At 72.1% G+C, this 23,913-nt stretch carries 21 protein-coding genes; all 21 read right to left on the reverse strand.

Annotation, left to right across the window (positions count from 1 at the left end):
• Window positions 1-27 precede the first annotated feature (27 nt).
• Window positions 28-831, reverse strand: a complete 804-nt coding sequence (locus IF30_RS0113410; RefSeq protein WP_030236759.1) for a hypothetical protein — start codon at window positions 829-831, stop codon at window positions 28-30.
• A 3-nt stretch (window positions 832-834) separates the two neighbouring features.
• Window positions 835-1,512 carry a hypothetical protein gene (locus IF30_RS0113415; protein ID WP_051710131.1) on the reverse strand — a complete coding sequence of 226 codons (678 nt, stop codon included), beginning with the start codon at window positions 1,510-1,512 and terminating at the stop codon, window positions 835-837.
• Entirely contained in the window at window positions 1,512-2,213 is a 702-nt protein-coding gene (locus tag IF30_RS0113420; protein WP_030236764.1) for a hypothetical protein, read from the reverse strand. Before IF30_RS0113420 ends, IF30_RS0113415 begins: the two co-directional genes overlap by 1 nt.
• A gap of 167 nt (window positions 2,214-2,380) precedes the next feature.
• Complete coding sequence (locus IF30_RS47695; RefSeq protein ID WP_030236767.1) at window positions 2,381-2,569, reverse strand: hypothetical protein; 189 nt, start codon at window positions 2,567-2,569, stop codon at window positions 2,381-2,383.
• A 10-nt stretch (window positions 2,570-2,579) separates the two neighbouring features.
• Window positions 2,580-5,123, reverse strand: coding sequence for a hypothetical protein (locus IF30_RS0113430; protein ID WP_030236770.1), 2,544 nt, complete (start codon window positions 5,121-5,123; stop codon window positions 2,580-2,582).
• A gap of 221 nt (window positions 5,124-5,344) precedes the next feature.
• The gene (locus tag IF30_RS0113435) at window positions 5,345-5,884 is read right to left on the reverse strand and encodes a hypothetical protein (protein ID WP_030236772.1); all 540 of its coding nucleotides are present in this window, start codon (window positions 5,882-5,884) and stop codon (window positions 5,345-5,347) included.
• A 9-nt stretch (window positions 5,885-5,893) separates the two neighbouring features.
• Window positions 5,894-7,771 (reverse strand): hypothetical protein, encoded by a 1,878-nt coding sequence (locus tag IF30_RS0113440; RefSeq protein ID WP_030236774.1) that lies wholly within the window; start codon window positions 7,769-7,771, stop codon window positions 5,894-5,896.
• Between the two features lie 9 nt (window positions 7,772-7,780).
• On the reverse strand, window positions 7,781-8,881 hold the full coding sequence (locus IF30_RS0113445) for a hypothetical protein (RefSeq protein ID WP_030236777.1): 1,101 nt from the start codon (window positions 8,879-8,881) through the stop codon (window positions 7,781-7,783).
• Window positions 8,882-8,944: 63 nt separating this feature from the next.
• Window positions 8,945-12,925: a hypothetical protein gene (locus tag IF30_RS0113450; protein ID WP_030236778.1), complete on the reverse strand. Its 3,981-nt coding sequence runs from the start codon at window positions 12,923-12,925 to the stop codon at window positions 8,945-8,947.
• Between the two features lie 39 nt (window positions 12,926-12,964).
• Window positions 12,965-13,459: a hypothetical protein gene (locus IF30_RS0113455; RefSeq protein ID WP_051710141.1), complete on the reverse strand. Its 495-nt coding sequence runs from the start codon at window positions 13,457-13,459 to the stop codon at window positions 12,965-12,967.
• A 10-nt stretch (window positions 13,460-13,469) separates the two neighbouring features.
• Window positions 13,470-14,294: a hypothetical protein gene (locus IF30_RS0113460; RefSeq protein ID WP_030236782.1), complete on the reverse strand. Its 825-nt coding sequence runs from the start codon at window positions 14,292-14,294 to the stop codon at window positions 13,470-13,472.
• A gap of 84 nt (window positions 14,295-14,378) precedes the next feature.
• Window positions 14,379-16,016 carry a major capsid protein gene (locus IF30_RS0113465; protein ID WP_030236783.1) on the reverse strand — a complete coding sequence of 546 codons (1,638 nt, stop codon included), beginning with the start codon at window positions 16,014-16,016 and terminating at the stop codon, window positions 14,379-14,381.
• Window positions 16,017-16,145: 129 nt separating this feature from the next.
• The gene (locus IF30_RS0113470; RefSeq protein ID WP_030236785.1) at window positions 16,146-16,328 is read right to left on the reverse strand and encodes a hypothetical protein; all 183 of its coding nucleotides are present in this window, start codon (window positions 16,326-16,328) and stop codon (window positions 16,146-16,148) included.
• 2 nt (window positions 16,329-16,330) lie between these two features.
• On the reverse strand, window positions 16,331-20,215 hold the full coding sequence (locus IF30_RS43485; RefSeq protein ID WP_030236786.1) for a phage minor head protein: 3,885 nt from the start codon (window positions 20,213-20,215) through the stop codon (window positions 16,331-16,333).
• Window positions 20,205-20,420: a hypothetical protein gene (locus IF30_RS0113480; protein WP_030236787.1), complete on the reverse strand. Its 216-nt coding sequence runs from the start codon at window positions 20,418-20,420 to the stop codon at window positions 20,205-20,207. Before IF30_RS0113480 ends, IF30_RS43485 begins: the two co-directional genes overlap by 11 nt.
• Window positions 20,410-20,625, reverse strand: a complete 216-nt coding sequence (locus tag IF30_RS0113485) for a hypothetical protein (protein WP_030236788.1) — start codon at window positions 20,623-20,625, stop codon at window positions 20,410-20,412. The genes IF30_RS0113480 and IF30_RS0113485 overlap by 11 nt, the downstream gene beginning before the upstream one ends.
• A complete protein-coding gene (locus tag IF30_RS0113490) occupies window positions 20,618-20,830 on the reverse strand; it encodes a hypothetical protein (RefSeq protein ID WP_030236790.1) in 213 nt (70 codons plus the stop codon). The genes IF30_RS0113485 and IF30_RS0113490 overlap by 8 nt, the downstream gene beginning before the upstream one ends.
• The gene (locus IF30_RS0113495; protein WP_234322698.1) at window positions 20,827-22,644 is read right to left on the reverse strand and encodes a hypothetical protein; all 1,818 of its coding nucleotides are present in this window, start codon (window positions 22,642-22,644) and stop codon (window positions 20,827-20,829) included. The genes IF30_RS0113490 and IF30_RS0113495 overlap by 4 nt, the downstream gene beginning before the upstream one ends.
• Window positions 22,641-22,976: a DUF1360 domain-containing protein gene (locus tag IF30_RS0113500; RefSeq protein ID WP_030236795.1), complete on the reverse strand. Its 336-nt coding sequence runs from the start codon at window positions 22,974-22,976 to the stop codon at window positions 22,641-22,643. Before IF30_RS0113500 ends, IF30_RS0113495 begins: the two co-directional genes overlap by 4 nt.
• Before the next feature lie 112 nt (window positions 22,977-23,088).
• Complete coding sequence (locus IF30_RS0113505; protein ID WP_030236798.1) at window positions 23,089-23,328, reverse strand: hypothetical protein; 240 nt, start codon at window positions 23,326-23,328, stop codon at window positions 23,089-23,091.
• Between the two features lie 199 nt (window positions 23,329-23,527).
• Window positions 23,528-23,860 carry a hypothetical protein gene (locus IF30_RS0113510; protein ID WP_030236801.1) on the reverse strand — a complete coding sequence of 111 codons (333 nt, stop codon included), beginning with the start codon at window positions 23,858-23,860 and terminating at the stop codon, window positions 23,528-23,530.
• Window positions 23,861-23,913: the final 53 nt, after the last annotated feature.

A 23,913-nucleotide genomic window follows, 5' to 3' on the forward strand; every position in this document is an offset into this window, starting at 1 on the left:
CCTTCGGTCGGGCCGGGAACACCCCGGTCAGGTCGTCAGCCGGGGCCGCTTGAAGTCCGGCGAGTAGACGCGGCTCGGGGACGTGAGCCGGTACGGGTTCACCGCCGCGAGCCACATGTCCACGACGGCCAGGCCGGTCCGGCCCTCGCTGTAGATCAGCGTCGGGTCGGCCTTCTCGATCTCGACGCCCTGCCGGACCATCCGCGTGACGTTCTGGTTCGCGCGGCAGCCGCACGAGCCCTTCCCGCCGCAGCCCTTGAGCAGGTGGCAGGTCAGCTCGCTGACGGCGGCGATCGCAGACTCGTCCAGCGGCAGCCCCACCCGGTAGGTGACGCACAGCGTCCCCTCGGTGCCGCACGGGGCGGCGAGGTCGTAGCAGCCGTCCCAGCACGCCCCGTCGGTGCGCACCAGCAGGCTGCCGTTGTCGACGCGGTACGCCTCCGGCTCCAGCGCCACCGTGCCGTCCTGCACCGAGACGATGTCGTACACCGGCCCGGGCAGGTAGAGCTCGCACAGCTCGCCGCACGAGCAGTCCGTGGAGCACCCGCAGACCGAGGCGTTCCGCCACGCCCCGTCCGTGCCGATGTACGGGATCCACGGGGTGCCCACGATGCCCCGGCTCCAGCCGACGGTCAGCGGGTAGTCGTCCAGGCAGGAACGGCGGCACGGCCGGACCGTGTACGGGCACGACGGCCCCCACCGGCGGCCGGACAGCCGGAACAGGATCTGCGAGGCGACTGCCGTCCACCGGTCGATGTCGGCCTGCTCGACACCCTCGGTGTCGCAGCACAGCTTCACCGGCCACGGTGAGCACACGTCAGGCTGGAGCACCCGTCAGACCTCCAGTTCGTACGGGCTGGGCGTCGGGAACGCCTCCCGGAGGAACGCCCCCACGTACCCGTGCCGGAAGGCGTCCGTGCCGACCGACAGGACCGGCGCGTCCAGCGGGAACCTGGGCCCGCGGTACTCGACGACGGCCTTCCCGGCCGGCTCCCCTCCGAGGCCGGCCAGGTTGCCGTACAGGGTGCGCACGTACGGGCGGGCCAGGCCCTGCGCCGCGTCGAGGGCGGCCAGGGCGCCCGCCTTGTCGACCAGGAGCAGCCCGTTCTCGTACACAACCGGGTCCGGGTGGCCGAGCTCGGCGAGGCGCGCGACGGTCTCGGCCTGGTCCTCGACGTCGCGGGCCGGGCCGCCGTGCATCACCGGCACGTCCCCGCCCAGGGGCGTCAGGGTGACCGTGCCCGGCCCGGCGAAGAGGAACGGGTCCGAGATTGCCGAGTCCTCGACGGCGGCCCGCAGCACCCCCGCGGTGCCGGCGTCGGGGTCCGCGTCGAGGAAGACGGCGTTGGCCAGCCACCCCGGCCACCGGCCGGCCACGAAGAGGCTGTCGTGCGGGAGGTGGGCCGCCCACGAGCGCGCGGCGTACCGCAGCAGCTCGGGGGCGGCCCCGACCCGGACCGGGACGACGAGGTCCGGACGGCGCGGAGCCGCCGCTGTCTTGGCCCGGGCCACTACGGCACCGGGGTAAGGCAGACGCCGCCGGTGACGGCCACGTAGTCACAGACCGCGGCCGGCGGGGCGATCGTCGTCAGGAAGGTACGCCGGTGGCAGGTCGAGCCGAGCGGCGTCAGCATCGTGCCCGCGGTGTTCGCCGCGTCCTTGGCCTGCACGTTGTAGGGGCCGACGCCCCACTTCCCGCCCGCCCGGGTCGCACCGGTCAGGGTGAGGTCGACCGCCTCGCTGCCGAGCTCGATGTCCCCGAGCAGGCCGTTGGTCACCCACGGCAGCAGGAAGTACATCCACTGCCCGGTCGCGCCCACCGCGCACTCGTCGCTGATGACCTCGGTCCAAATCTCCAGCGCGAAACCGGAGTTGCACTGGACCGAGCAGTCGTCGTACCCGATCGGCTTGCCGTCGTAGCCGAAGTACACCGGGTTCCCGGTGGCGATGTCGATGAACTCCGGCGCCAGCGAGAAGAAGTGCAACTCGAGGTCGTAGCCGTTGAACGTGGGGCATCCGCGCTTGAAGCCGCACTGGCGGCCGTTCGCCGCCTTGTACTCGATGTCCGTGCCGTCCGTGGTGTTGACGTTCATCGCGAGCGTCGAGAAGCAGTCGAACACGTACCCGGAGTCGTTGGCGCAGACAGGACGGCCGCAGCCGTCAACCTTCGTGAGGCGGATGGTGCTCGCTTCCGCGGTCAAGGGGCAACCCATGGGGCCCTCCAACGGTGAGTGTTGGTAGGCCCGGCCCAGAACCAGCAGCGCTACCACCCAGCATAGGGGGCGCAGCGGGCCCGGAGGGGGCAGGAACGGCCGCAGGGCGGTGGACGTGCTGAGAGGGCGTCAGGGCGGCCCCCGACGCCCTCTCAGCAGCCCTTCGGCTACTCCTTCGCGGGAAGGCCCGCGAGGACGCCGGCCAGGTTCACCACCGGCGGCTCCAGCCCGGCCGCCGCCTGCTGCTCCCGGTACTCCTCCTCGCTGATCTCCCTCCAGCCGTCCGGCACCGGCAGGACGCCGCCGGTGCGCATCAGGGATGTGCCGCTCTCGGAGACGTAGAACTTGGCCGCCATCGGGGCCTCCTTACGGGGTGTTCGTGGTGTAGATGATGAAGGCGTCCGAGGTCCACTGGTTGATCCGCGTGATCTGACCGGACGTCACGTTGACGGCCGGGTAGATCGCGATCGAGGACGGCGTACCCGCCGGGATGTTCCAGTTCGTGACGTAGACGTTGCCGTTGCGGCGGATGCGCCGGCCGTTCGGTGCGCTGCTCAGCTCGCCCCACAGCGGCCGGACGGACACGTTGCCGTCCTGGACGACGACGAGCCCGACGTCGAAGACGCTGCCGGTGGTGTACTCGATGTCGAAGTTCCCGGTGTTGCCGACGACGTAGCCGTACGTCCGGCAGTCGTTCCCGACGAAGTTCGCCGGGAGGTTGAACTGCTGGTTCGCGCCCGCGTCGACCAGCCTCCAGCCGCCGGACGGGCCGATCGGGGTGAGGAACCCGCCGGTGAAGTGGTCCACGTAGATGTGGTCCTCGGCGGAGTAGTGCTCCGGCGGGGTCCACAGCTTGCCCGTGGTCGGGTCGCACTTGAGGGTCGAGTGCGTCGGCGCGTCGCAGGTCCAGGTAGCCGACCACGCCTCCTGGCCGGCCTCCGGGACGACGACGAGCGGGTCCGCCGCCGTGCCGACACCGTCAAGGCCGCAACCGGTCACCAGCGCCGCCGCAGCCGGGGAGAAGAGACCGCCGTCCGTGCCGATCTTCGTCTGGTTCCCCGCGTCGGTGCTGATCTGGGCCTTGATGACGCCGGTGGCCGGGTCGTAGTCGATGCCGGGGCCCTCGCTGATGCACGTCCTGACCTGCGCGCACTCCAGGTAGAGCCCGTTCGCCCCCGCCTTGATGAGGTTGGTGCCGCCGCCCGGCGGGGCCGGGTCGAGCTTCACCACGCTGCTCACCACGTACGGCGACGCCGCGGTGCCGGCGCCCGTCACCGTGTTGTCGACCGTCGGGGTGTCCCCGGCCGTGACGACGGTGCTCCCACCGCCGCCGCTGGCCGGGGTGTACAGGCCGCCGTCGGTGCCGATCACGGTCGTGTTCCCCGCGTCGGTGCTGATCTGGGCCTTGATGACGCCCGTCGCCGGGTCGTAGTCGATGCCCGGGCCCTCGCTGATGCACGTCCTGACCTGCGCGCACTCCAGGTAGAGCCCGTCACTGTTGAGCTTGATCAGGTTCGTGCCGCCGCCCGGCGGGGTCGGGTCGAGCCTGACGTCCGACTTGATCACGTACGGGTCGCCGGCCGCCCCGGTGCCGGTGATCGCCATGTCCACCGAGGAGGTGTCGAGGATCTGCACGATCGTCCCGCCGCCGCCGCCACCGACCGGGGCCCACAGGCCGCCGTCCGTGCCGAAGGTCAGCGAGTTCCCGCCGTCCGCCGACAGCTGCGCCTTGATGACGCCGGTGGCCGGGTCGTAGTCGATGCCGGGGCCTTCGCTGATGCACGTCCTGACCTGCGCGCACTCCAGGTAGAGGCCGTTCGCCCCCGCCTTGATGAGGTTGGTGCCGCCGCCGGGAGGGGTGGGGTCGAGCTTCACCACGCTGCTCAGCACGTACGGCGACGCCGCCGTGCCGGTGCCGGTGAGGGTGTGGTCGACCGTGCTGGTGTCCTGCACCGTGAGCTGCCCGGAAGACGAGGTGTAGATCCCGCCGTCCGGGCCGATGCTGGTGACGTTCCCGGCCTGGGTGCTGATCTGGGCCTTGATGACGCCGGTGGCCGGGTCGTAGTCGATGCCCGGGCCCTCGCTGATGCACGTCCTGACCTGCGCGCACTCCAGGTAGAGCCCGTTCGCACCGGTCTTGATGAGGTTGGTGCCGCCGCCCGGCGGGGCCGGCTCCAGCTTCACGACGCTGCTCACCACGTACGGCGACGCCGCCGTGCCGGTGCCGGTGAGGGTCATGTCGACCGTGCTCGTGTCCTGCACCGTCACCTGGCCGGACACGGGGGTGAGGATCCCGCCGTCCGGGCCGATGCTCGTCGTGTTCCCGGGCTGGGTGCTGATCTGCGCCTTGATGACGCCGGTGACCGGGTCGTAGTCGATGCCCGGGCCCTCGCTCAGGCACGTCCTGACCTGCGCGCACTCCAGGTAGAGGCCGGTCGCCGAGGTCTGGATCAGGTTCGTCCCGCCGCCGGGCGGGGTCGGGTTGAGCTTCACCGTGCTGCTCAGCACGTACGGGTTCGCCGCGGTACCGGTGCCGGTCAGGGTGTGGTCGACCGTGGAGGTGTCGACCACGGAGAGCTGCCCGGAGGACGCGGTGTAGATCCCACCGTCTCCGCCGATCGTCGTCACGTTGCCGGGCAGGCCGCTGATCTGAGCGGAGATCACACCGGTTGCGGGGTTGTAGTCGATCCCCGGGCCCTCGGAGATGCACGTCCTGACCTGCGCACACTCCAGGTACAGGCCCTCGGCGTTCGACTTGATCAGGTTCGTCCCGCCGCCGGGCGGGGTCGAGTCCAGCTTCACCGCGCTGCTGATGACGTACGGCGAGCCGGCCGACCCGTTCCCGCTGATCGTCATGTCCACCGTGTCGGTGTCCGTGACCTGGACGATCGTCTGGTCCGCGCTGATCACGTACGGCGAACCCGCCGACCCGTTCCCGGTGATCGTGACGCGGCTACCGGCCTGGAGGACGCAAGAGCACGTAGTGCGGCAGCAGGTCGCCATGGGGCGCTCCCCTCACGCCTCTACGGCGTGCGCAGAAAGGAGGCCCGGCCTAGCACCAGCAGCGCTGCGCCCAGTCTAGCGACGGCCCGCCCGGCGGCCCGGAGGAGTAGGCCGGGCCGCCCGGCCGCTCACACGCCCTGGCCGGCCTCGATCGCCAGGAGGTGGACCGTCGCCCCCGAGAGGGGCTGCGGGACCTGGAGGACGCTGATCCCGAGGATCACCACGCCGGGACTCTGACGGACGTTCACCGTGCAGGAGGCACCGGACAGGGCCGTGACGCGCGCCTCGGTGACGTTGTTGTTGGTGGTCGCCAGGCCGACGCTCGTGACCGGCGCAGCGGGGAACGCGGGGGTGAACGTGAAGGTGGCGTTCCCGGAGCCGTCCGAGACGGCCGTCCCGGCGTAGACGCGGCGGGCCGCGGTCGGGGCGACGACCCACCGGGTGCCGTCCGACTGCACCCTCCGCGCCCGGCCGGCCAGGACGGTCAGCGTCGCGGTCGGTACGCCGTCGACCAGGAACGGCGTCGCCCCCGTCGAGGACCACACCGCGGAGGCGGCGGAGGTGTTCGTGAGGTCGTGCGTCCGGCCGGAGACGGTCGTCGGGTCCGGCAGGGACTCCGTGGCCGTAGACGCTTCGACGATCAGCGCGTCGGTGTCGTGCAGGCTCATGATGGCCCCTCAGAGGGTGTCGTCGAAGGACTTGTTGGCGAGCCGCCCGGCGTTCGCTGCCGTCAGCGTCTTCACCGCAACGAGGCTCACCTCCGTGTCGGTGTGGACGAACGCGCCGCCGTTGACCGTCGCCCCGCCCGCGACCCGGCACCGCTGCGCCGCTCCGCCCGCCGGGAGGTTCAGCGTCGAGCCCTGCTCAACCGTGCAGTCCCGGACCGGCTGACCGGCGACCCGGGCGCCCGCGACGGTCAGCGTCGACTGCCCGCGCACGCTCATCCCGTAGACGTCGCCCACGCCGCCGCCAGCGGAGCCGGTGAGGCCGGTCAGGGTGAGGGTCGACAGGCCCTCGATCCGGTTGTTCCGGACCTGCTTCGCGGTCGCGTCGCCCCCGGTGTAGGTGATCGTGGAACCGCCGTCGACGTGGTTGTCCGTGAACGCGGTCTGCCCGGATAGGCCGCTGGAGGCGTTGTTGATCGTGACGATGCCGCCGAGGATGTCGCAGCCGTCGATGACCGCGCCGTCCGTCGTCCCGGTGATCGTGATGACGCCCTCACCGGCCACGGAGCTACCGCGCACCACGGATCGGCTGATCTGGTTGGCGTTCGTGCCGGTCGTCGTGGAGAACGTCACCTGGGCGCCGCCCTCAATCCGGGACTGGTCGAGCCGGTCCCCGATTGAGGCGATGGCCGCCGCGGTGGTGCCGGACTCGGTGACCGTGGCTAGGCCGCCGACGTAGGAACCGACGCCCATGGACAGGGAGCGCACGGACGTCACGACCATCGTGCCGTTCTCCAGGGTGCCGTTCTGGAGACTCAGGCTTCCGGAGGACCCGGCGGCGAGGCGCAGCGTGCCGCTCTTCGTCCAGGACCCGGAGAGCTGGATGGTGCCGCTGCCCTGGTGGTCGATCGTGGTCCCGGTGTAGTAGCCGGCCGTGATGTCCATGCGGCCCGCGGCCGGGCCGCGCGTGACGATGATGTTGTCGATCGTCGCGTCGGTGACGTTGACGCTGGAGCCGTTCACCCCGTCGACGGTCCATAGGATGCCGAAGGCGATGTCTGAGCGCGTGATGGCGACCGTGGTGTCACCGAGGCTGGTGATGCTGCCCCCGGCCGCTGCGCCGCGCAGCCTGGACGTGGAGACCGAGAAGCTGGCCGCGACGGTCCCGGCCTGGCCGCGCAGGGTCACGCCCCGTAGGTCCGACGTGCCGATGCTGACCGTCTTCAAGCTGCCCGGGTCATTGATGACCGACGAGGAGAACAGCCGGGACGACGCCTGGATGAGGATGGAGCCGGTGGCCGCGCCGGTCACGGTCGTCCCGTGCAGGTGCGAGTTCGTGATCGACATCACGTTGCCCGTGGTGACGACGCTGCTGTTCTCGATCTTGCTCGCGGTCATGTTGCCGCTGGCCCAGCCGGTCATGTCCAGCGTGCTGTTCGCGACCCGGTTGCCGGTGACCACGCGCGCGGTCGCCGGGGCGGTCAGCGTCACCGAGTCGAACTCGTTCTCCGACCACAGCGCGGTGCCCCAGGGGAAGGTGCCGAGGATCGGGGACGTGCCGGTCGAGTCCCGGACGACGTTGTTGAGGTTGTCCCGCAGCTCGATGAGCTGGCCGACCGCGCCGCGGTCGATGTCGTACAGGCCCGCCCACCCGTTGTTGTCGTACGGGGTGAACACCTTCGCCTCCAGGGCGAGGGTGGAGGCGTTGACGGCGTGGAGCTCCACGAGGTTCGGGCCGGCCAGGGTCGCCCCCTGGGTGAAGTCCGTGAGCACGTAGTGGCACTGGGGGTCGAGGCCGCCCGCGTCCCGCAGGGCGCGCAGCGCCGCGGCCGTCATCGGGCCCGGGCACGCCGCCTGTGTCGGCGGGGTGAAGCTACCGGAGGTGGACATCGCTCTCCCTTAGGCGTTGAGGAGTTCGAGACGGAACCGGATCGGGGGCTGCACCGACACGTTGTTGAAGTGCAGGGCGATCGTGCTCCCCCCGTTCATCCGGACCGTCCCCGACGAGGCGGACTGCGGCGGCCCGGACACGTACGTCAGGCGGGCGCGGTGTCCGCCCCCGAAGACGTTCGAGAGGCGCTGTTCGCCGATGTCCATGCCGGTCAGGTTGGTGGGCCAGGTGATCGCGGGGGACCCGGAGGCCGTGAAGGAGATGAAGGCGGCGCCGGAGGGCTGACCGTTCCCGTTGTCGCCGAAGCTCATCTCCACCGCGCTCACGCCGTTCCAGGTGAAGGACGGCGTGCCGGTGGTCGGGTCGTAGCAGGCCCCGGTGAGCGTCCACCCGGTGGCGGAGGACGGGGTGGGCACGACGTTGCACATGTTCTCCGCCGTGCCGGACGGGTCGTCCCCGAAGGCGCTGGAGTTCATGGTGAGCGTGGGCGTGATGAACGGCGTGGGCTGGTCGCAGGACACCACGTCCGCGTTCGCCACGAGGTTGCCGTACTGGTCGTACCACTCCAGCGTGGTCCCCCGCCGACATGCGAACACCGGCTCGAAGGTGAGGAGTTGGAGTTCCCGCCACAGCGGGGCGATCGCCCCGCCGATCTGCTTGTCCAGGGTGCGCAGGACCACCCGGTCCACCCCGGTCAGCTCCAGCCCGAGAGGGAGCGTGTGCGTGGTGGGACCCGCGCCGTTCACCCCCTGGAACGTCGCCGTGGTCAGCAGCGTCGCCCCGGCGTAGAACTCGGCGGTGAAGCGGTTCAGCCCGTCGGAGTCGGTCAGCAGGCTGCCGCCCTGGTTCCACAGCCTGAGGCCCCGCACCCGGTTGTGCGGGGTGCTGAGGGTGTACTCCACCCGCAGCGTCGTGCTCGGCGTGTTCCCGACCGTCGTGGTGTACCCCGAGTTGACGGTCGAGGTCGTGTCGCCGTCAGCCGTCAGGGCCAGGTTCGTCTGGGTCCATCCGGCCTGTGACGCCGTCTCGGCGACCCCGGTGAACTGGACGCCGACCAGCGCGCACGCAGAGGCCAACCCCACGGGGCAGCAGTTGCAGGGGACCGCCATGGGCTCACCTCTCTTAGACCGGGCGGGACGGCCCTCGTGGGTCGTCCCGCCCGGCGCCGGCTCCTAGCGCTGGGTCCAGTTCGCGATCACGGTCGCCCCGGCCTGCGGGGTAATGCTGGTCGGGCCCGTGAGCGTGTTGTCGTCCTGGGCGCTCCAGGTGAGCGTCAGGCCGGCCGGGAGCCCGGTGACCGCCGTCCCGTTCGCGTCCACCAGGTCCCACAGGCCGGAGACGCCCGTCACGGTGAGGCTCGTGAGCGTGCCCGCGACGTCACCGCCCGGGGTCCACGGCGTGCCGTTGGTGAGGGTGCGCGCCTGGGCCGTGAGGGTGCGGACCGTGTCGTCGTTGACGCACGCCACGATGTTCGCGTTGGCGACCGCCGCCCCGGTCACCGAGTCGACCAGCGTCACGGTGCCGTTGGTGTTCCGGATGGCCGTCGCCCGGCCGCTGCCTGTGTTGGTGCACAGGTCATCGGCGAGGACCTGCGGGCAGCAGTCGGAGCAGATGCCGACCGTGCCGACCGGGGCGAACGCTGCACCGGCCAGGGTGGTGTTCGTGGTGGAGACCAGGGCGCCCGTAAGCGAGTTGAAGCGGAACAGCCGGATGAACGCGGTGCCGTTCTGGTCGCACAGCACCTCCTCCACGAAGTCCGTGTCCGCCTGCACCGTCTGGGCGCAGACCCCGACCGCGCCCGTGGGCACGAACGCCGCGCCGGCCAGGGTGGTGTCGGTGAAGCCGGTGACCGCGCCGGTCGTCCCGTAGGTGTAGGTCCGGATGAACCGGTTCGGGGTGGCCGCGCTGTCGCAGAGGATGAACGACTCGCTGTCGACGCCCGTGCCCGTCCCGCAGGTGCCGACCGCGCCGACCGGGGCGAACGCTGCGCCCGCGAGGGTCCGGTCCGTGAAGCTGCTGACGACGCCGGCCGCGTCGTAGGCGTAGGTGCGCAGGAAGCGGGTGCCGTTGGAGTCGCAGAGGATCTGCGACTCGGCGTCGACCCGGTCCCCGGGGCTGGCGGGCTGGCACACGCCGACCGTCCCGGTCACGGTGTACAGCGACCCGTCAAACGTCGTGTCGTAGTGCCCGGCGATGCTCCCGTCCACCCCGTAGACGAAGTGCCGCAGGAACGGCGTCGACTCGTCGCTGATGCACGCCGGGTTCGGGGCGGCGTCCGTGACGACCATGCTGTAGCTCGTCAGCAGGTACTCGGGGTGCGTGGTCGGCTGCCACACCAGGTAGGAGTGGTGGACGGTGATAGCCCCGGCGGCGAGGTCGGCGTACGGGACATCGGCCTCCAGCGTGACCGCGACGGTGGTACCGGACGGGAACGGGCCGATGGTCTGGGAGTCGACGGTCGCCGCGCCGTTGCGGAGGCTGATGCCCACCGTGCCGCTCGAAGGCGAGCCCTGGCCCGTGTTCCGGACGCTGAACGTGTGCCGGATGTGCACCGTGGTCGGCGGCCCGCACGGCGCGGTTCCCGGGGGCACCAGGGCGTACTGGACGTTGAAGAACCGCGAGGTCGGCGGGTTCGTCCCCCACGTCGGGACCGTGAGCGACGGGGAGGCGCCGGTCACCCAGGCGTTGACGTCGGCCACGGCCGGGATCGGGGCGTTCCCGGGCGGGTTGGGTGCCTGGCCGACCGCCGTCGCCGCGATGACGGGCGGGTCGCCCGTGAAGTCGCACAGCTGCACAACCTCGGCGTCGGTGCCGCCACTGGCGCACGGCACGACCGTGAAGCCGTCCGCGGTCGGGTCGAGGGCGTTGCCGAGCGCGTCGAAGAAGCCGATCCCGTTCGGGGTCTGCGGGGTGGCCGGGATCGAGTCCTGGTGCCGCGCCCAACCCGCGTGCAGGGCCGTACCGGTAGACGTCAGGGTGTAGCAGATCGCCTCGCGGTCGGCGGCGTCCGGCTGGCAGAGCTGGACGGGGCCGACCGGGGCGTAGACCGTGACGCCGTCGAGCTCGAAGTCCCACAGGGCGTCGTTGGTGCCGGCGATCGGGCTGCCGACGTACCGGCGGAGGAACTGGTGCCCGCCCGCGCCCTGGTCGCACAGGACCTCCTCGAAGAAGGCGCTCTCCGCGCAGATCAGGATGACCGGGAACGGGACGACCTCGACGCCGGACAGGGTGTAGACATGGGCGGTGCCGTCCGCGTCCCGGGTCAGGAACCCCTGGCGCTGGAGGCTGGTAGCGGGATCGCTGAAACAGATGGGCCCGAGGACGTCCGCGCCCGCGCAGGTACCGACCGTGCCGACCGGGGTGTACGCCGCTCCGTCGAGGGTGAAGTCGCTGTGCGCCTTGACCTGGGGCTGGCCAACGTCGCTGACGGCCTGGACGTACTTGCGCAGGAAGGGCCCGCTGTCGTCGCAGAGGACCTGGTCGCCCATGAACGCGGTGTCCGTGCAGGAGCCGATGGTGTAGCTGGACGGCGCGGCCACGGGGCCGCCATCGGGACCGACGAAGGAGTCCGCCAGCACCCCGCCGGAGGCGTCGGTGATGACGACGCGCTGGAGGTTGGTCCGGACGCCGCCGATCGTCGCGCACACCGGGTAGGTGTGCACGAGGTTCGCGGCTACGGAGCCGCCGTCGCCGCCGGCCGCGGCGGCCGGGCACGGGCCGGGGGTCGGCGCCGGGGCCTGGCCCCAGAACGCCGAGTTCGTCAGGATGGCGCCGGTCTCGGCGTTCTGCCACGAGTGGATCGTCCCGGTCTCGCAGATCGGGGACCACAGCTCGTCTTCGCAGACGGTGGTGGTCTCGTCCACGGTGACGACGCAGGTGTCGTCGTCCGTGGTCGCGGTGGCGCGCTGGTCCGGGCGGTCGATGTAGGCGCGCATGTCGGTGAACAGGCCGCCGCGGGCACCGCCGACCGGGTTGTTCGTCGACAGCGCCAGGGTGTAGGTGCTGCCGCCGGTCAGCGGGATCGTCTGGCTGAACTGGGTCCAGGGGTTCGGGCCACCGCTGTTGGTGACGGACGGCGGGTTGCTGACGTCATCGATCAGGTCGCCGTTCTGGGCGTCGTCCGTGTCGCCGTTGTCCAGGGTGATCCGGTGCTGCTCGCCGTTGTCGCGGGCACCGTGGACGACGCGGATGATGAAGTTCGCCGAGGCCGGAGCGGTGAAGGTCTGCCAGATGGTCGAGCGGCCACCGGGCGGCGGCCCGTCCGAAGTGATCTCCTGGACCGGGGTACCGCGAGGCGTCGGGGTCGTGCTCTGGCCATCCGCGACGTCCCGGCCCCAGATCTCGAAGGTGCGCCCGACGTCGTTGGTCTCCCACCCGGAGTTCGCGACGTTGGTGCAGTTCGCCCGGCCGGACGGCGGGAAGCCGGGGAACGGCCCGGGGTCGTCCTGCCGGGCCAGGAGGTGGAAGCCGTAATTGCCCTGCGAAACAGGCGGGTTGAGCGGCGGCGTCTCGTTGTACGCCGGGTTGATGATCATGTCCTGGCCGCCGTTGTAGACCAGTTCGATCAGGTCCGGCGGGGACTGGTCCAGGCGCAGGCACTCGATGTGGATCTGCATCGGCGCGGCGGTACCGCAGATGGTCTGTCCGGCGTTCGGGTTCGTGATGGTGACCGTGGCCGATGCCGGGACGCGCCCCTCGATGAAGGCGGTCAGGTCTTGCCGGAACTGCTCTCCGTCCGGGTCGGCCACGTCCCAGACGATGTTCGCGGCGTTCGTGACCTGGTCGACCTGCAAGCTCTGGACCGCGAACCCCGGGTTGATCGGCAGCGTGATGTCGTACTGCCGGCCGGGGTGGTCGACGGGCCCCGTCGCCGTAGTCGTGCGGTGGAACGCCACGGGCTCCAGGCAGCCGGTCTCGCCAGGGCACGGCATGAGGGTGCCCTGCGCCACGTACGCGATGCCCGTCGCCGGGTCCACGAAGGTTGGCGGGCCCATCGGGGCGCCGGCAGCGTCGTACTCCCACACCGCCATCGCGGTACCGGCAATGGTCCCGTCCGGCAGGGTGTCGCAGAGGATCGTCTGCTCGACGTCGACACCGGCCGCCCCCGTACCCCCTCCCTCGCACGGCTGCGGCTGGAACGGCGGAGTCGTCACGGCATCCTCCTGGAGGAGTTGGGCGGGGTCGTCGGCACGTCAGCCTCCGTGCACGCGGGTGCGGTGCATCGCCAGGCCGCGGTCGCCGCTGAACGACTTCTGGCAGTCCGCGCAGACGAACTCGGCAGCGTCGTCCTGGTCCTCGGTGGCGGGCTGCTCCTCGACCGGGACGTCCTCCAGCGGCGCGAAGTCCGGCCCGTCGAGCGGGACCGCGTCGGGCTCGTGCGCCTCCGGGGGAAGCTCGGGCAGCGCCTCGCCGGGTCCGGACTCCTGCTCGGCGCCCGGCGCCGTCTCGGGCGGCGCGCTGCCCGGCTCCGTCTCGGCCGGGGCCGCCGCGTCCTGCCGCGGCACGTACGGCTGCCCGTCGACCAGGGCGCCGAGCAGCAGCTCCTCGGGCACGTCGGCGAACAGTGCGGCGGGTACGCCGAACGACGACGGGCCGACGGTGCGGAGCTTCGGCCGCTGGGCGACCGCCCAGGCCGCGAACGGCTGCCGGAGCTCGGCGGCGGGCTGGATGGACAGGTTGCTGCTCACAGGTGGCTCCTCAGCACAGGGTGACGCGGACCGCCGCGGCGCGGCAGCAGGCGATCTCGACGACGAAGGTCTGCTGGGCCTGGACCCGGCGGTCGTTGGTGCGCAGGTTGACGCTCTCCGCGTCCTTGAGCGGTACGACCTCGACTTCGTCCCGGCGGACCCGGACCGGGCTGGTGGCGTACAGCCACGCCTCGCCCGGGTCCGCGGTGGTGCAGTCGGGCGGGCCGACGTTGACGCTGTAGCCGGCGCCGAGGACGACGCAGGACCCGGCGAGGGTGCGGGGCCCGCCGGTGTCGACGCCGATGATGACGGAGCGCTCGGACAGCAGCGCGCCGGCGCCGACCGGGATGTGCAGCACGCCGGCGCCGCCGTACTCGGTGCCGAGCCAGGTCTCCAGGATCCCGATGCCCTGAGCGACCGTCACCGCCCCGGCCGCCGGGGTCTGGTCCTCGGCCATCGGGCACAGCACGTCGCGCAGGAACCACTCCTCCAGGGCGCGCTGGGCGCCCATCCGAAGCGACTCCTTCACGTGCGCGACGGCTTCCTCGTACGGGTAGCCGATCGTCGTGCACTCAGTGCCGGACACGATCGTCACCGGCGCGGCCGAGCAGGTCCCCGGCTTGTCGTAGACGACGTCGCCGGGCTCGGGCTCCCCTTCGGGCGGGCACCAGGTGGTGTCGTGCGCGTCGGCGCAGCTGAGGGGCCGCCAGTCGGTGCCCAGCATCTCGTGCGGGTCGGCGGAGTCGATGATCTCGGTGCAGCCACCGAGGAGGCCGTAGGGCAGCGGCTCCCCGGGGGCGGCGGTCACGTACTTGCGTAGCCCGGCGTCGGGCATTGCGGGCCTCCATCGTCGTCAGGACGGTGCGCCCGGTCCCGGCACGGAGCAGAGCCGGGCCCGGGCGCACCGCGTGCGGGGCCGTCAGGCGACGGGGCAGGACAGGGTCTTCTGCGCACCGGTCGAGCCGTCGGCGCAGACCGGCACGGTGACGAGGCGGGTGTCGACCGACCTGTCCACGAGAGCGACGCACTCCTCGCTGAAGGTCGCCGTGTAGTCGTTCTTGCTGAACTTCACGGAGTCGTGGACCACGCCGAGGTTGATCTCCGCGCCACGTCCAGCCTGGAGAGAACCAGCGGGGTAGATCAGGAAGCTGACCTCGTCGGGCCACGCGGTGGCCGGCGTCGCGCCGCCGATCTCACCCGGCTGCGCCGGGGTCAGACCGCGCGCCCACTGGATCCGGGTGCCGAGCGGCGTGTACAGGTCCTGGACCATGCCGATGTCGACCTGGTCCAGCCCGACGCCGTTCCGGCGCGCCAGGTCGGCCAACATCATGTTCCTGCTCCACCACGGGAACACGACCTCGAGCGCGGTTCCTTCGCAGAGCGAGTGACGCTCGATCATGTCCGCCGCGGTGAGGGCGACGGCGCCGTGCAGCGCCGAGACGGTGCCCATCGTCGCGGTCAGTGCGACCGAGGTCGCGGTGGCCACGGCCTGCTCGAACAGCTCCTGCTTGATGCGGATCTCGTGCGCGACCATCTGGTTGCGCAGGTACCAGGCGACGAGCTCCGGGAAGTGCCGCTGCGTCAGGATGCCCGCTTCCAGGCAGATCCCGACCGCCTCGCAGCGGACTTCCAGCGGCTGCGGGCACGGGATCTTGAAGCACGGCTTCGTGGCGCCCGCGATGTCGTCGGCCTCGGTGTGCACCCAGGTCATCGCGGCGACGTCCAGCGTCGGCGGCTTGTAGTAGCGGATACCGCCCCTGGCGAGCTGCGTCTCCGGCAGGTCCCACAGCATGTCGGGGCAGGCCACGTCGGCGATGTCGTAGACCATCTCCGACACCGCGCACCAGCCGCCGGACGCGACCAAGTCCCCCTTCGGCAGGCGCCGCTGGTTGGAGGCGGTGAGGGTCACCGAGGTGCCCTCCGGGATGGAGCCGGCGTCGGTGACGATCAGCTCGTCCGGGTACGGGTGCGAGTAGCTGGCGACCTGGCTGCTGCCGCCGTTGATGGTCTTGAGGGCGTTCGCGCGGGCGATGACACCTGCGGTCAGGTCGTCGAAGTTGATGGTGCTGCCCGGCTTGTGGCCGGGGACGTCGACCGACGCGGTGATGCGGGTCGCCGGCTTGTTCTCCTCGGGGAGGACGCGGCGCTGGCCCGCGCGGACCGCACTGAGGTTCAGACGGGGCCTCGCCGGCGGGGTCGCGGCCGCGGTCGCCGCCGCTTCCGGCTCCGGCTCGGGCTCGTCGGACGCGGTCGCCTCGGTTTCCGTCTCGGCCTCCGGCTCGACCTGGGCGGCGGGCTCCTCAGCCTGGCCGCGCACCTGGGCGGCGAGAGCATCGATCTCGGCGGCGGCCTGCTGCGCCGCGTCCAGCCGGGACGCCTGCTCGGCGCGGATGTCGTTGACGGCCGCCGCGATGGCGCGCATCTCGGCCAGGTCGTCCTGGCTGATGCTGGTGCTGTTGGAGCGGGAGTCGAACGCGGCGACCGCCGCGTCCAGGAGTGCGCCGAGCTCGTCGTCGGTCAGCGCGCTGTAGCTCTCGGGGAGCTCGAACGGGTCCATCGGCCGTGTCTCCAGATCAGTCGGAGAGATGGCCCGGCCCAAAACCAGCAGCGCTCCCGGAAATAGTAGCCGCCCCCGGGTTCCGGGGGCGGCTCCTGTCAAGCAGGTGCGCGGCGCGGGCCGCGACGGTCAGGCCGTCTTCGGGGCGATCTCCGTGCTGCCCTTCGGCCGGGCGATGCTCCCCGGGTAGCGGAGCGCGACCGCCTTCGCCGTCGCCTGGGTGCCGCCCGGGAAGAGGACCTTGCCGTTGCCGCCGTCGGCGACGACCTCCCACTGGTTGCTGCTGCCGCCCTTGTTGCATCCGCAGGCCATGGTCAAACTCCGTTCTCGGTGGTGCCGGACATGCCGGCGGTGGTCTTCTGGCGAATCGGGGCGAGCGCGGCGGCCAGCTCGGCGACCTCGGCGCGGGCCGCCTGGCGCTGCTCCATGGCCTCGGCGAGACGGTCGACGAATCCGGGGTCGGACATGGCCGCGGCGACGACTTCGGCGACGTCCTCGACGGACACGGACACGTACGTGTCCGCCCCGTGTCCGGACACGGTGTCCGGACGGTGTCCGCCCAGGTCAGGGTGGATGTCCTCGGCGATGGCGGACACGTCCGCCGGGATGTCCGGGACGTGTCCGGACACGGTGTCCGCCGTGTCCGCGAGGACGGCGGAGGCCGCGAGGGCGAGGTTCGAGCGCTCGGCGACGGCGGACGCCAGCAGCGGCGAGGAGTGCCCGGGCACCGGCACGGACAGCACCGCGCGCAGCTCCCACTGGCCGCCCCGCCGCTTCTGCCGCAGGTGGTAGCTGGGCTGGCACGCGGCGAACACCAGACGGTCCCAGTCGGACAGCCACGGCCCGGCCGCGCCGCTGAACCACATGCCCCGCTCGTTCATGCCGACGGTCACGATCCCCGCCACGGTCCGGGTGTCGTCGAACTGGCAGCTCGCGGTCTCGCACTCGGCGCCGTCGCGGTGGTGGCCGACGTTCATGGTTAGCGCACCGGCCTTCACGCTGCCGCCGTCGTCCAGCGGGAACTTCTTCCGCAGGAAGTGGCTCAGGTCGATCTCGCCGAGCGATTCGATCGTCACCTTCTTCCCCGGGATGCCCGCGTGCGGCTCTCCGGCCTGCGCGACCCAGCCGTAGATCCGGCCGTTCGCGTAGTGGACGCCGCCGGACCCGGGCGGCAGCTCCTCCACGGTCGGCTCGACGAACCAGGCAGCGGGCATCGGCGGGAGCCCCTGCAACGCGGTCCACGCCGACGCCACCAGGTCCTCGTCGGAGATGTCGGCGGACGCGGTGACGGGGCCCTCCGGGTGGCTGGACGGGCCGACGTAGACGCCGCGCGCCAGGCGCACCAGCCGGCCGGACTCGACGGCCTGGGCGAGGTGGTTGCGGACGGTGGACACCAGCAGGCCCAGGGCCTTCGCGACGTCGCTCGCGCCGACCGGCACCGGCGAGGAGCACACGAACACCACGACCTGGTCGTGGACGCCGCTGTCGTCCGCCGCCGCGGTGGCCGAAGCGGTCTCCTCCTCGACCCACGGCGGCGCGTCCGGGGCGCCGTCGACCTCCTCGGCGATCCGCGCGTACAGCTTCTCCACGTTGGCCTTGACGGCGTCGCTGTCCTTCTCCGGCAGGTCGACGCCGCCCATGCCGCCCTGGAGCACCGACGCGACCGCGTAGACCCCGGCCGGGACGATGTGGAGCTCACCGTCGAAGACGTCCGCGAACGGCAGCTTGTACGCGCTGGCGGTCGCCGGGTCCGCCTCGTCGTCGCGCCACAGGAACCCGGCGGCGAGCTTCTTCGGGTCCACCGCGCCGTCGTCGCCGGTCGCGTAGGCCAGGATCCGCTTCTGCGCACCCGGGCCGTCCCAGCGGGCCTCGGGGTCGTCGTGGACCGGCAGGGCCAGGTCGCCGACGGCGGACGCCGCCAGCTCTCCGACCGGGTCCAGGACGATCCGGGCCCGGTTGTAGGCGGGCATCGCGACGAGGGTCGCACCGCGCAGCCGCGCCCGGGTCACCCGGATCAGGAAGTCCCCGGACTTCTCGGAGTGGATGACCAGGCCCTCGTCGGTGTCGGGGTCGCCGGCCGCCGCGGTGCGGGCCCGCTCCTCCTGGAGCGGAATCTGCATCAGCTCGACGTCCGAGGCGGTGATCGGCTCCCCGGTCGGGCGGGTGAGGACGCCGGTCCCGCCGAACGCCGCGCGCAGCGCGTCGCCGCTGATCCTCCCGTCCGGGCCGGTGATGAGCTGCACCTGGTGCTGCGTCCGGGACATGGTGACGCCGGAGGCGGTCCAGTCGCCGGCCGCGGTGGCGGTGATCGCCCACGAGCCGTCGTCGAGCCGCAGGAAGCTCGCGTGGGCGAGGCGCGCGGAGGCGGCCAGGCCGTACCAGCCGTCGTCCTCCTCCGCGACCTGGTCGGCCGGGTTGTAGGTGCGGTCGACGAACTCGACCTCGGCGTCGTCCAGGTCGACGCTGACGCCGAGCGGGGCGCCCTCGTCGAGGAGCAGCACCGCGTCGGCGGCGGCCGGGCGAGCCGGGTAGAGGACCCCGCTGCCGCCGATCCGGTCGCCGGTGCGGTTCAGCTCCTGGATGGAGCCGATCAGCTCGGCGCCCTCGTGGCCGCCGAGCATCTGCTCCGCGTACTGGAGCGGCCACGGGCCGTCGGACCAGTAGAGCGAGCCCTTCGCGAAGACCCTGCCATCGCCCGTCTGTTCGTTCTCGAACGCCAACGCGGTGTCGTCCGGGGTGGACCAGCCGCGGGTCTCGATTCCGGCGGCCGTGGCGTCTGCGGGTTCCATCGGTGTTTCCTCCTCGGTGGTGCCGAGCGGGATGTCGGCGTACTCGCCCGCGAAGGCGACGCGGAGCCGGTCGAAGGTGACCGGGCCGAGCCGGTCGGTCATCTCCTGGAGCGGCCAGCCCTCGGGGCTGTAGATCCCGCACACGTGCGGCGCCCAGGGCGAGTGCTGGACGGGCAGCTCCGGATGGTCGTGGGTGCCTTCCAACGCCATCAGGGCGGCGTCGTGGGCGTCCTCCAGCACGGGGGCGCCGGCCGGGCGGTCGCGGTCGTCGCCGACGGCCCACACCCACGACGGGGAGGCCGACCCCGGGTTCCAGTGGTTCACGCCGAAGGCGCGGCCGGCGATCGTGCCGCCGACCGTCTTGGCGAAGGCGCGGACCTCGGCGATCAGCTCGTTGCGCTGCTCCGGGGTCCAGTCGGCGCCTTCGCCGAGGAACGCGAGGGTCAGGTGCAGCTCGCCGACGTCCTCGCCGCCGGGGAACGCCAGGCGTTCGGCGTCGGCCGCGGTGGGCATCAGGGCGATCATCGCGCCGCTCAGGTGGCTGCCGTCGGCGGCAGCGGTCACGTCCGGGTCCACATCGGTTTCCCTTCGATCTGAAAACGCCGCCCGAGGGGGCTCCTGAACTTCGAAGGCGGCCGTGCGGGGCTGCGGTGCCAAAGCAATCCGGCACCGGCAGTTGATCGTGAGGTCGGGCGGGGCGGTCGGGTCGCCGGGGACGGCCATGCTGACGCCGCCGACGGTGAACGGCTCGCCGAGCAGCTGGATCTGACCGTCCGTCTCCTGGTGGGCGTCGCGCACGCGCTCGTCGTGGCGGGTGATCCACTGCTTGACGAGGGGCCGGTCCGGGCCGGTCAGGTCCCGGCCGGCTGCCTCCGTCGCGGTGTTCCAGGCCCGGGTGGCCTCGGTGCGGGCGATCCGCTCTTCGCGGGCGTCGCCGAGCTGCGCCCCCTCGCGGGCGAAGGTCTCCCGCAGGCGGGCGCGCAGCTGGTCGACGTCCTCACCGGCGGCGACGCCTTCGGCCAGGTCCCGGGCGGCAGCGGCGGCCAGGCGGTCGCCGACCGAGTTCAGCAGCCGCTCGGTGACGGTGACGTAGTCGCCCAGCGAGCGGGGCAGGGCCCGGCCGTCGTCGTACCGGCCGGGCAGGTCGTCCCAGCCAGCGGGTAGCTCGGCGTCGACCGAGTCGGCGGCGTCGTTCGCGGCGGTCTCCGCGGTGCCGAGGAGGCGCCGCATGATGCCGCCGACCCTGCTGCGCCACATCCGGGCGATCCGCGAGACCGAGAAGCGGGCGGCGACGATCTCCGTCGCGTTCCGCAGCTCGGCGGCGAACTCGTCGGCGACCTCGGCGAGCGCCTGGGCGACGGCGTCGGCGATCTGCTGCTCGGCCTGGTCCAGTTCGCGGTCACTGGCCACGGGGGACCTCCATCGTGGGGTGCGGGGTCGCGCCGCAGTTCAGGCACACCGCGAACCCTCCGGCGGGCTTCTTCTCGTCTCCCAGGCTGACGTCGACGGTGACGAGGTCCAGCGAGTCCGTCTCGCACGCCGCGCACAGCTGGCCGGTGTGGTGCCGCCACTCCAAGCCGACTTCGAGGGCCGGCTCCTCGGGCTCACTCGCCAACGGGGGCCTCCAGGACAGCTTCGGGGCAGGGCTCCGGGATCGGGCCGATGTACATCGCAGACGGGACGAGGGTCTGCGTGCCGAGGCCGGTGTGGATGGTCAGCGAGTGGAGGCCGGGGACCCGCTGGAGGACGGTGGCTTCCAGGCCGCCGCAGTGCGGGCACAGCCCAACGCGGTGCAGCTGCTCGGGCGGGCGGTCAGGCACGGTCGGTCCTCCTCGGGCGGGGCGGGTGGTCTAGGTCGTCGCAGACCTCGCACCACTGGACGACGTCGAGGACCGACACCCCGTCGGGCGCGAGGAGCAGCAGCTCGGCGGCCAGCAGGGTGAAGGCCCGGCAGCCGGAACACCACAGCTCCCACGGCGTTCCGGTGGTGACCACGGCGGCCATGGCCTGGCGGCGGGCGCTCACGCGGCCACCGCCAGGGGTGCGCACGTGGCGATCGCGGCCGGGACGACGTCGTAGCTGTGGGCGACGCCGGCGGCGATCAGCTCGCGGCAGTAGTCGTCCAGGCTCGCGGTCAGGCACTCCGGGTCGACGCCGTACCGGTTGGCGATCTCGGGGACGCGCACCCACGCCCCGGCGAGGAGCCGCCACTGGTCGATCTGGTCGGCGTCGACGGCCAGCAGCGCGTGAAGGGCCGCCGGGGTCGTCTCGCGGGCCTGGGCGCGTTCGGAGCGGGGGCAGGCCGGGGTGCGGAGCAGCTTCTCGCCGGCGGCCGACAGTGCGCCCCAGATCAGGCCGTCGGCGGCGGCGAGGAGCCCGGCGAGGTCGATGTCCGCCGCGGTGGTCGCGGCGGAGGCGGGCAGGGTGTCCGGCTCGGCGGTGGTTTCGTCGACGGGCAGCGGCCCGGATGCCTTCTCCTGCACCTGGTCCTGCGGCTGGTCCTGCGGCTGCTTGGACCGGGCCGCGATCTCGTCGGCGTTGGGGGCGTCGTCCTCGTCGAAGCCGGTCTCGCGGCGCAGCGCCGCCGCCGAGATCGCGCCGAGCTCGAACAGCTTCAACGCGGTCTCAGACCGGTTGGTGCGCACCCGCAGCGGGCTGGAGTCGTACCAGACCAGGCAGCGCCCGGCGTCCTCGACGCCGTCGGCTTCCAGGAGCGGGCGCAGCCACTGCGTGGTGAACGCGCGGCAGACCGTCTTGGCCTTCGGCTCCACTCCCAGGCGGATCGCCTCGGAGGTCAGAGCCCACTGGCCCCAGTGGTTGACGTCGCCGAGCCCCAAGACCACCTCGGCGGGGATCTCCAGGCCGGTGGCGAAGCGGCGGATCTCCTCGTCGCGCAGCTTGATCGCGAGTTCGTCGAAGTCGCTGTCGAAGCGGATCAGCTTGAACTCGGGGATCGTCTCGGCCGGGACCTCCAGCACGATCGGCACCGTGGCGGCGGCGCTCTCCGGGTCCTTGATCGCCGTCTCGGCGATCACCATCAGGACTTCGATCAGGTCGTCCTCGGCGGCGGCCTGGCCGGGCGCTGTCGGGAAGCGGGTGCCCTTCGGCACCAGCAGGATGCCGCGGCCGGTGATCCGGCTGCGCGCGATGGCCTTCACCGCCGCGTTCAGCAGCGCCAGCGATTCGAGCTGGTCGAGGCTGGAGCGGACCGCCGAGTCCGCTTCCAGGTAGACGTCCGGGCTGGGCTCCCACACGCGGATCGCGGCCGGGATCGAGTCGTCCAGCGGGCCCTCGGGGTCGGCGGGCGGGATCTCCACCGGCTCGCCGTCGATGATCGCGGTCAGCTTCCCGGACTGCTGCTGGACCTCCTTGACGGACAGCACCCGCCACAGGTCCGCCGGGTCCTGGACCGAGGCGCTTTCGGGGGCGGGCAGGATGATGACCCAGCCCTCGCCGGCGACCGTCAGGTGCGGCCCGAACTTGCCCATCAGCTCGGCCTGGCCGTCGGGCCCGCCCGCGATCTGCGCGACGTACTGGCTGGCCGGGTGCTCGGGGGGCAGCCGCTCGATCGAGCCGTCGTCGGCCCGGTAGCCCGCATACAGGGTGACGCCGGACATCGCGTTGCCCATCCAGCGCCCGGCGAACCGCACCTCGGGCACGGTGCGGTAGTAGCTCCAGGCCGCCAGCTGCCACGACTGGTCGACGGGCTTGGCCCGGCTGATCTTCCGGCCGGTGTAGCGGGCCGCGGCAGCCGTCAGCGACATGGACTCGACGCGGACCGGGACCGGCGCCCGCTTCGGCTCGGCCTTGGGCCTGGGCTTGCGCGTGGGGGCGCTCACTGGTCGTTCCGGGTGTCGTCCCAGCGATTGATGACCACCCCGGCGCCGGCGACGGCCAGCCACTCGATGCCGTGGACGAGAACGGGGGCCTGCGCCCACTGGCCGGAGGCGAGCAGGTAGGTGGCGAGCAGGAAGCCGGCCACCCACCATCCGGTGCAGTAGACGCAGGAGATCAGGGTGAGCAGCAGGTCCCGGACGTTCGACTCGGGCTTCTTCACGCGCCAGTCGATGACCTGGTCCCGGAGCGGGTCGAGGATCGTGTCATGGACGATCAGCTGGGTGCCGCGGTAGCAGGCGAAACCGAGCACTCCCAGCTCGGCCAGGTTCAGCATGGGGTTCGCCCCTCGGGTCGGGTTCCTCCGAAAACGAGGGGGCATCGTAGGGCAAACAGCGAAATCCCGTCAGAAACGAACGATCACGCTGCAATTCGGGCGTGATCGGACGTCAGAACAGGGACGTCGGCTCGTCCGGCTCGGGCTCGACACCGGGGATCTCCAGCTGCGCCCCGGGGCCCGGCATGTCGATGATCTCCAGCGACTCCTTGCAGGACACCAGCACGCCGCCGACCCGGCGCTCGTCCGGGGCGTCGTGCCGCCACAGCCGGCCCTTGGACGGTCGTCCGGCGACCGGCCCAACCGCGACGTCCTTGGGGCAACTTGGGCACTTCACCCGGGGCAGCTTCACATCCGCAGTGTGACCGGCCGGGCGCAGCGAGTACAGCCGCGTCCGGCCGACCGCTATGCTTCCCGCCTCCGGGGACGGCGGTCGGCTTGACGCCAGTGCCCATGGGAAGCGCCGAGATTGATCCGCACTCGGTGGCCGCCGTCCCCGGTCAGCCGGCCAAGACGCTCCAGGCCCGGGCGGGCCGCCGACCCTAGCGCCGTCACCGGGACGCCGCCGCGGCCTCCTGCCGCTCCTTCCACAGCCGCTCGTACGCCAGGTGGCAGGACCAGTACGTCCAGCCGGTGACGGACAGGTAGGCCGGGAGCATGCCGTCCGCCTCGTGCCACTCGTGGACGACCTCGCCGTCCGCCGTGCCGTCGTCGAGGACGTACGCCGACTCGAACTGCGCGTTCCCGGCGACAGTCGGCCTGCTGCCGGTGAGGGCCCAGCGGCGGCGGTACGTCTTGCCGTCCGGCCCGGTCTTCGTCACCGGCCCGGGGATGGGCCCGAAGTACGCCCACGTCGGGTCGGTGGTCTTGTCGTGTTCGGTCATGCGGTCAGTCTCCTTCGGCAGGCGGGGCGGCACCCCGGGGTTGAGCCAGGCAC

The organism is Streptomyces sp. NRRL S-350 (genome assembly GCF_000719705.1).
In the GTDB taxonomy this organism is placed as follows: domain Bacteria; phylum Actinomycetota; class Actinomycetes; order Streptomycetales; family Streptomycetaceae; genus Kitasatospora.

Excerpts from the sequence above, each read along its gene's own strand:
- IF30_RS0113510 (WP_030236801.1), bottom strand. The coding sequence starts at position 23,860 with ATGACCGAACACGACAAGACCACCGACCCGACGTGGGCGTACTTCGGG.
- IF30_RS0113445 (WP_030236777.1), bottom strand. The coding sequence starts at position 8,881 with ATGGCGGTCCCCTGCAACTGCTGCCCCGTGGGGTTGGCCTCTGCGTGC.
- IF30_RS0113500 (WP_030236795.1), bottom strand. The coding sequence starts at position 22,976 with ATGCTGAACCTGGCCGAGCTGGGAGTGCTCGGTTTCGCCTGCTACCGC.
- IF30_RS0113440 (WP_030236774.1), bottom strand. The coding sequence starts at position 7,771 with ATGTCCACCTCCGGTAGCTTCACCCCGCCGACACAGGCGGCGTGCCCG.
- IF30_RS0113470 (WP_030236785.1), bottom strand. The coding sequence starts at position 16,328 with ATGGCCTGCGGATGCAACAAGGGCGGCAGCAGCAACCAGTGGGAGGTC.
- IF30_RS0113435 (WP_030236772.1), bottom strand. The coding sequence starts at position 5,884 with ATGAGCCTGCACGACACCGACGCGCTGATCGTCGAAGCGTCTACGGCC.
- IF30_RS0113460 (WP_030236782.1), bottom strand. The coding sequence starts at position 14,294 with ATGCCCGACGCCGGGCTACGCAAGTACGTGACCGCCGCCCCCGGGGAG.
- IF30_RS47695 (WP_030236767.1), bottom strand. The coding sequence starts at position 2,569 with ATGGCGGCCAAGTTCTACGTCTCCGAGAGCGGCACATCCCTGATGCGC.
- IF30_RS0113465 (WP_030236783.1), bottom strand. The coding sequence starts at position 16,016 with ATGGACCCGTTCGAGCTCCCCGAGAGCTACAGCGCGCTGACCGACGAC.
- IF30_RS0113420 (WP_030236764.1), bottom strand. The coding sequence starts at position 2,213 with ATGGGTTGCCCCTTGACCGCGGAAGCGAGCACCATCCGCCTCACGAAG.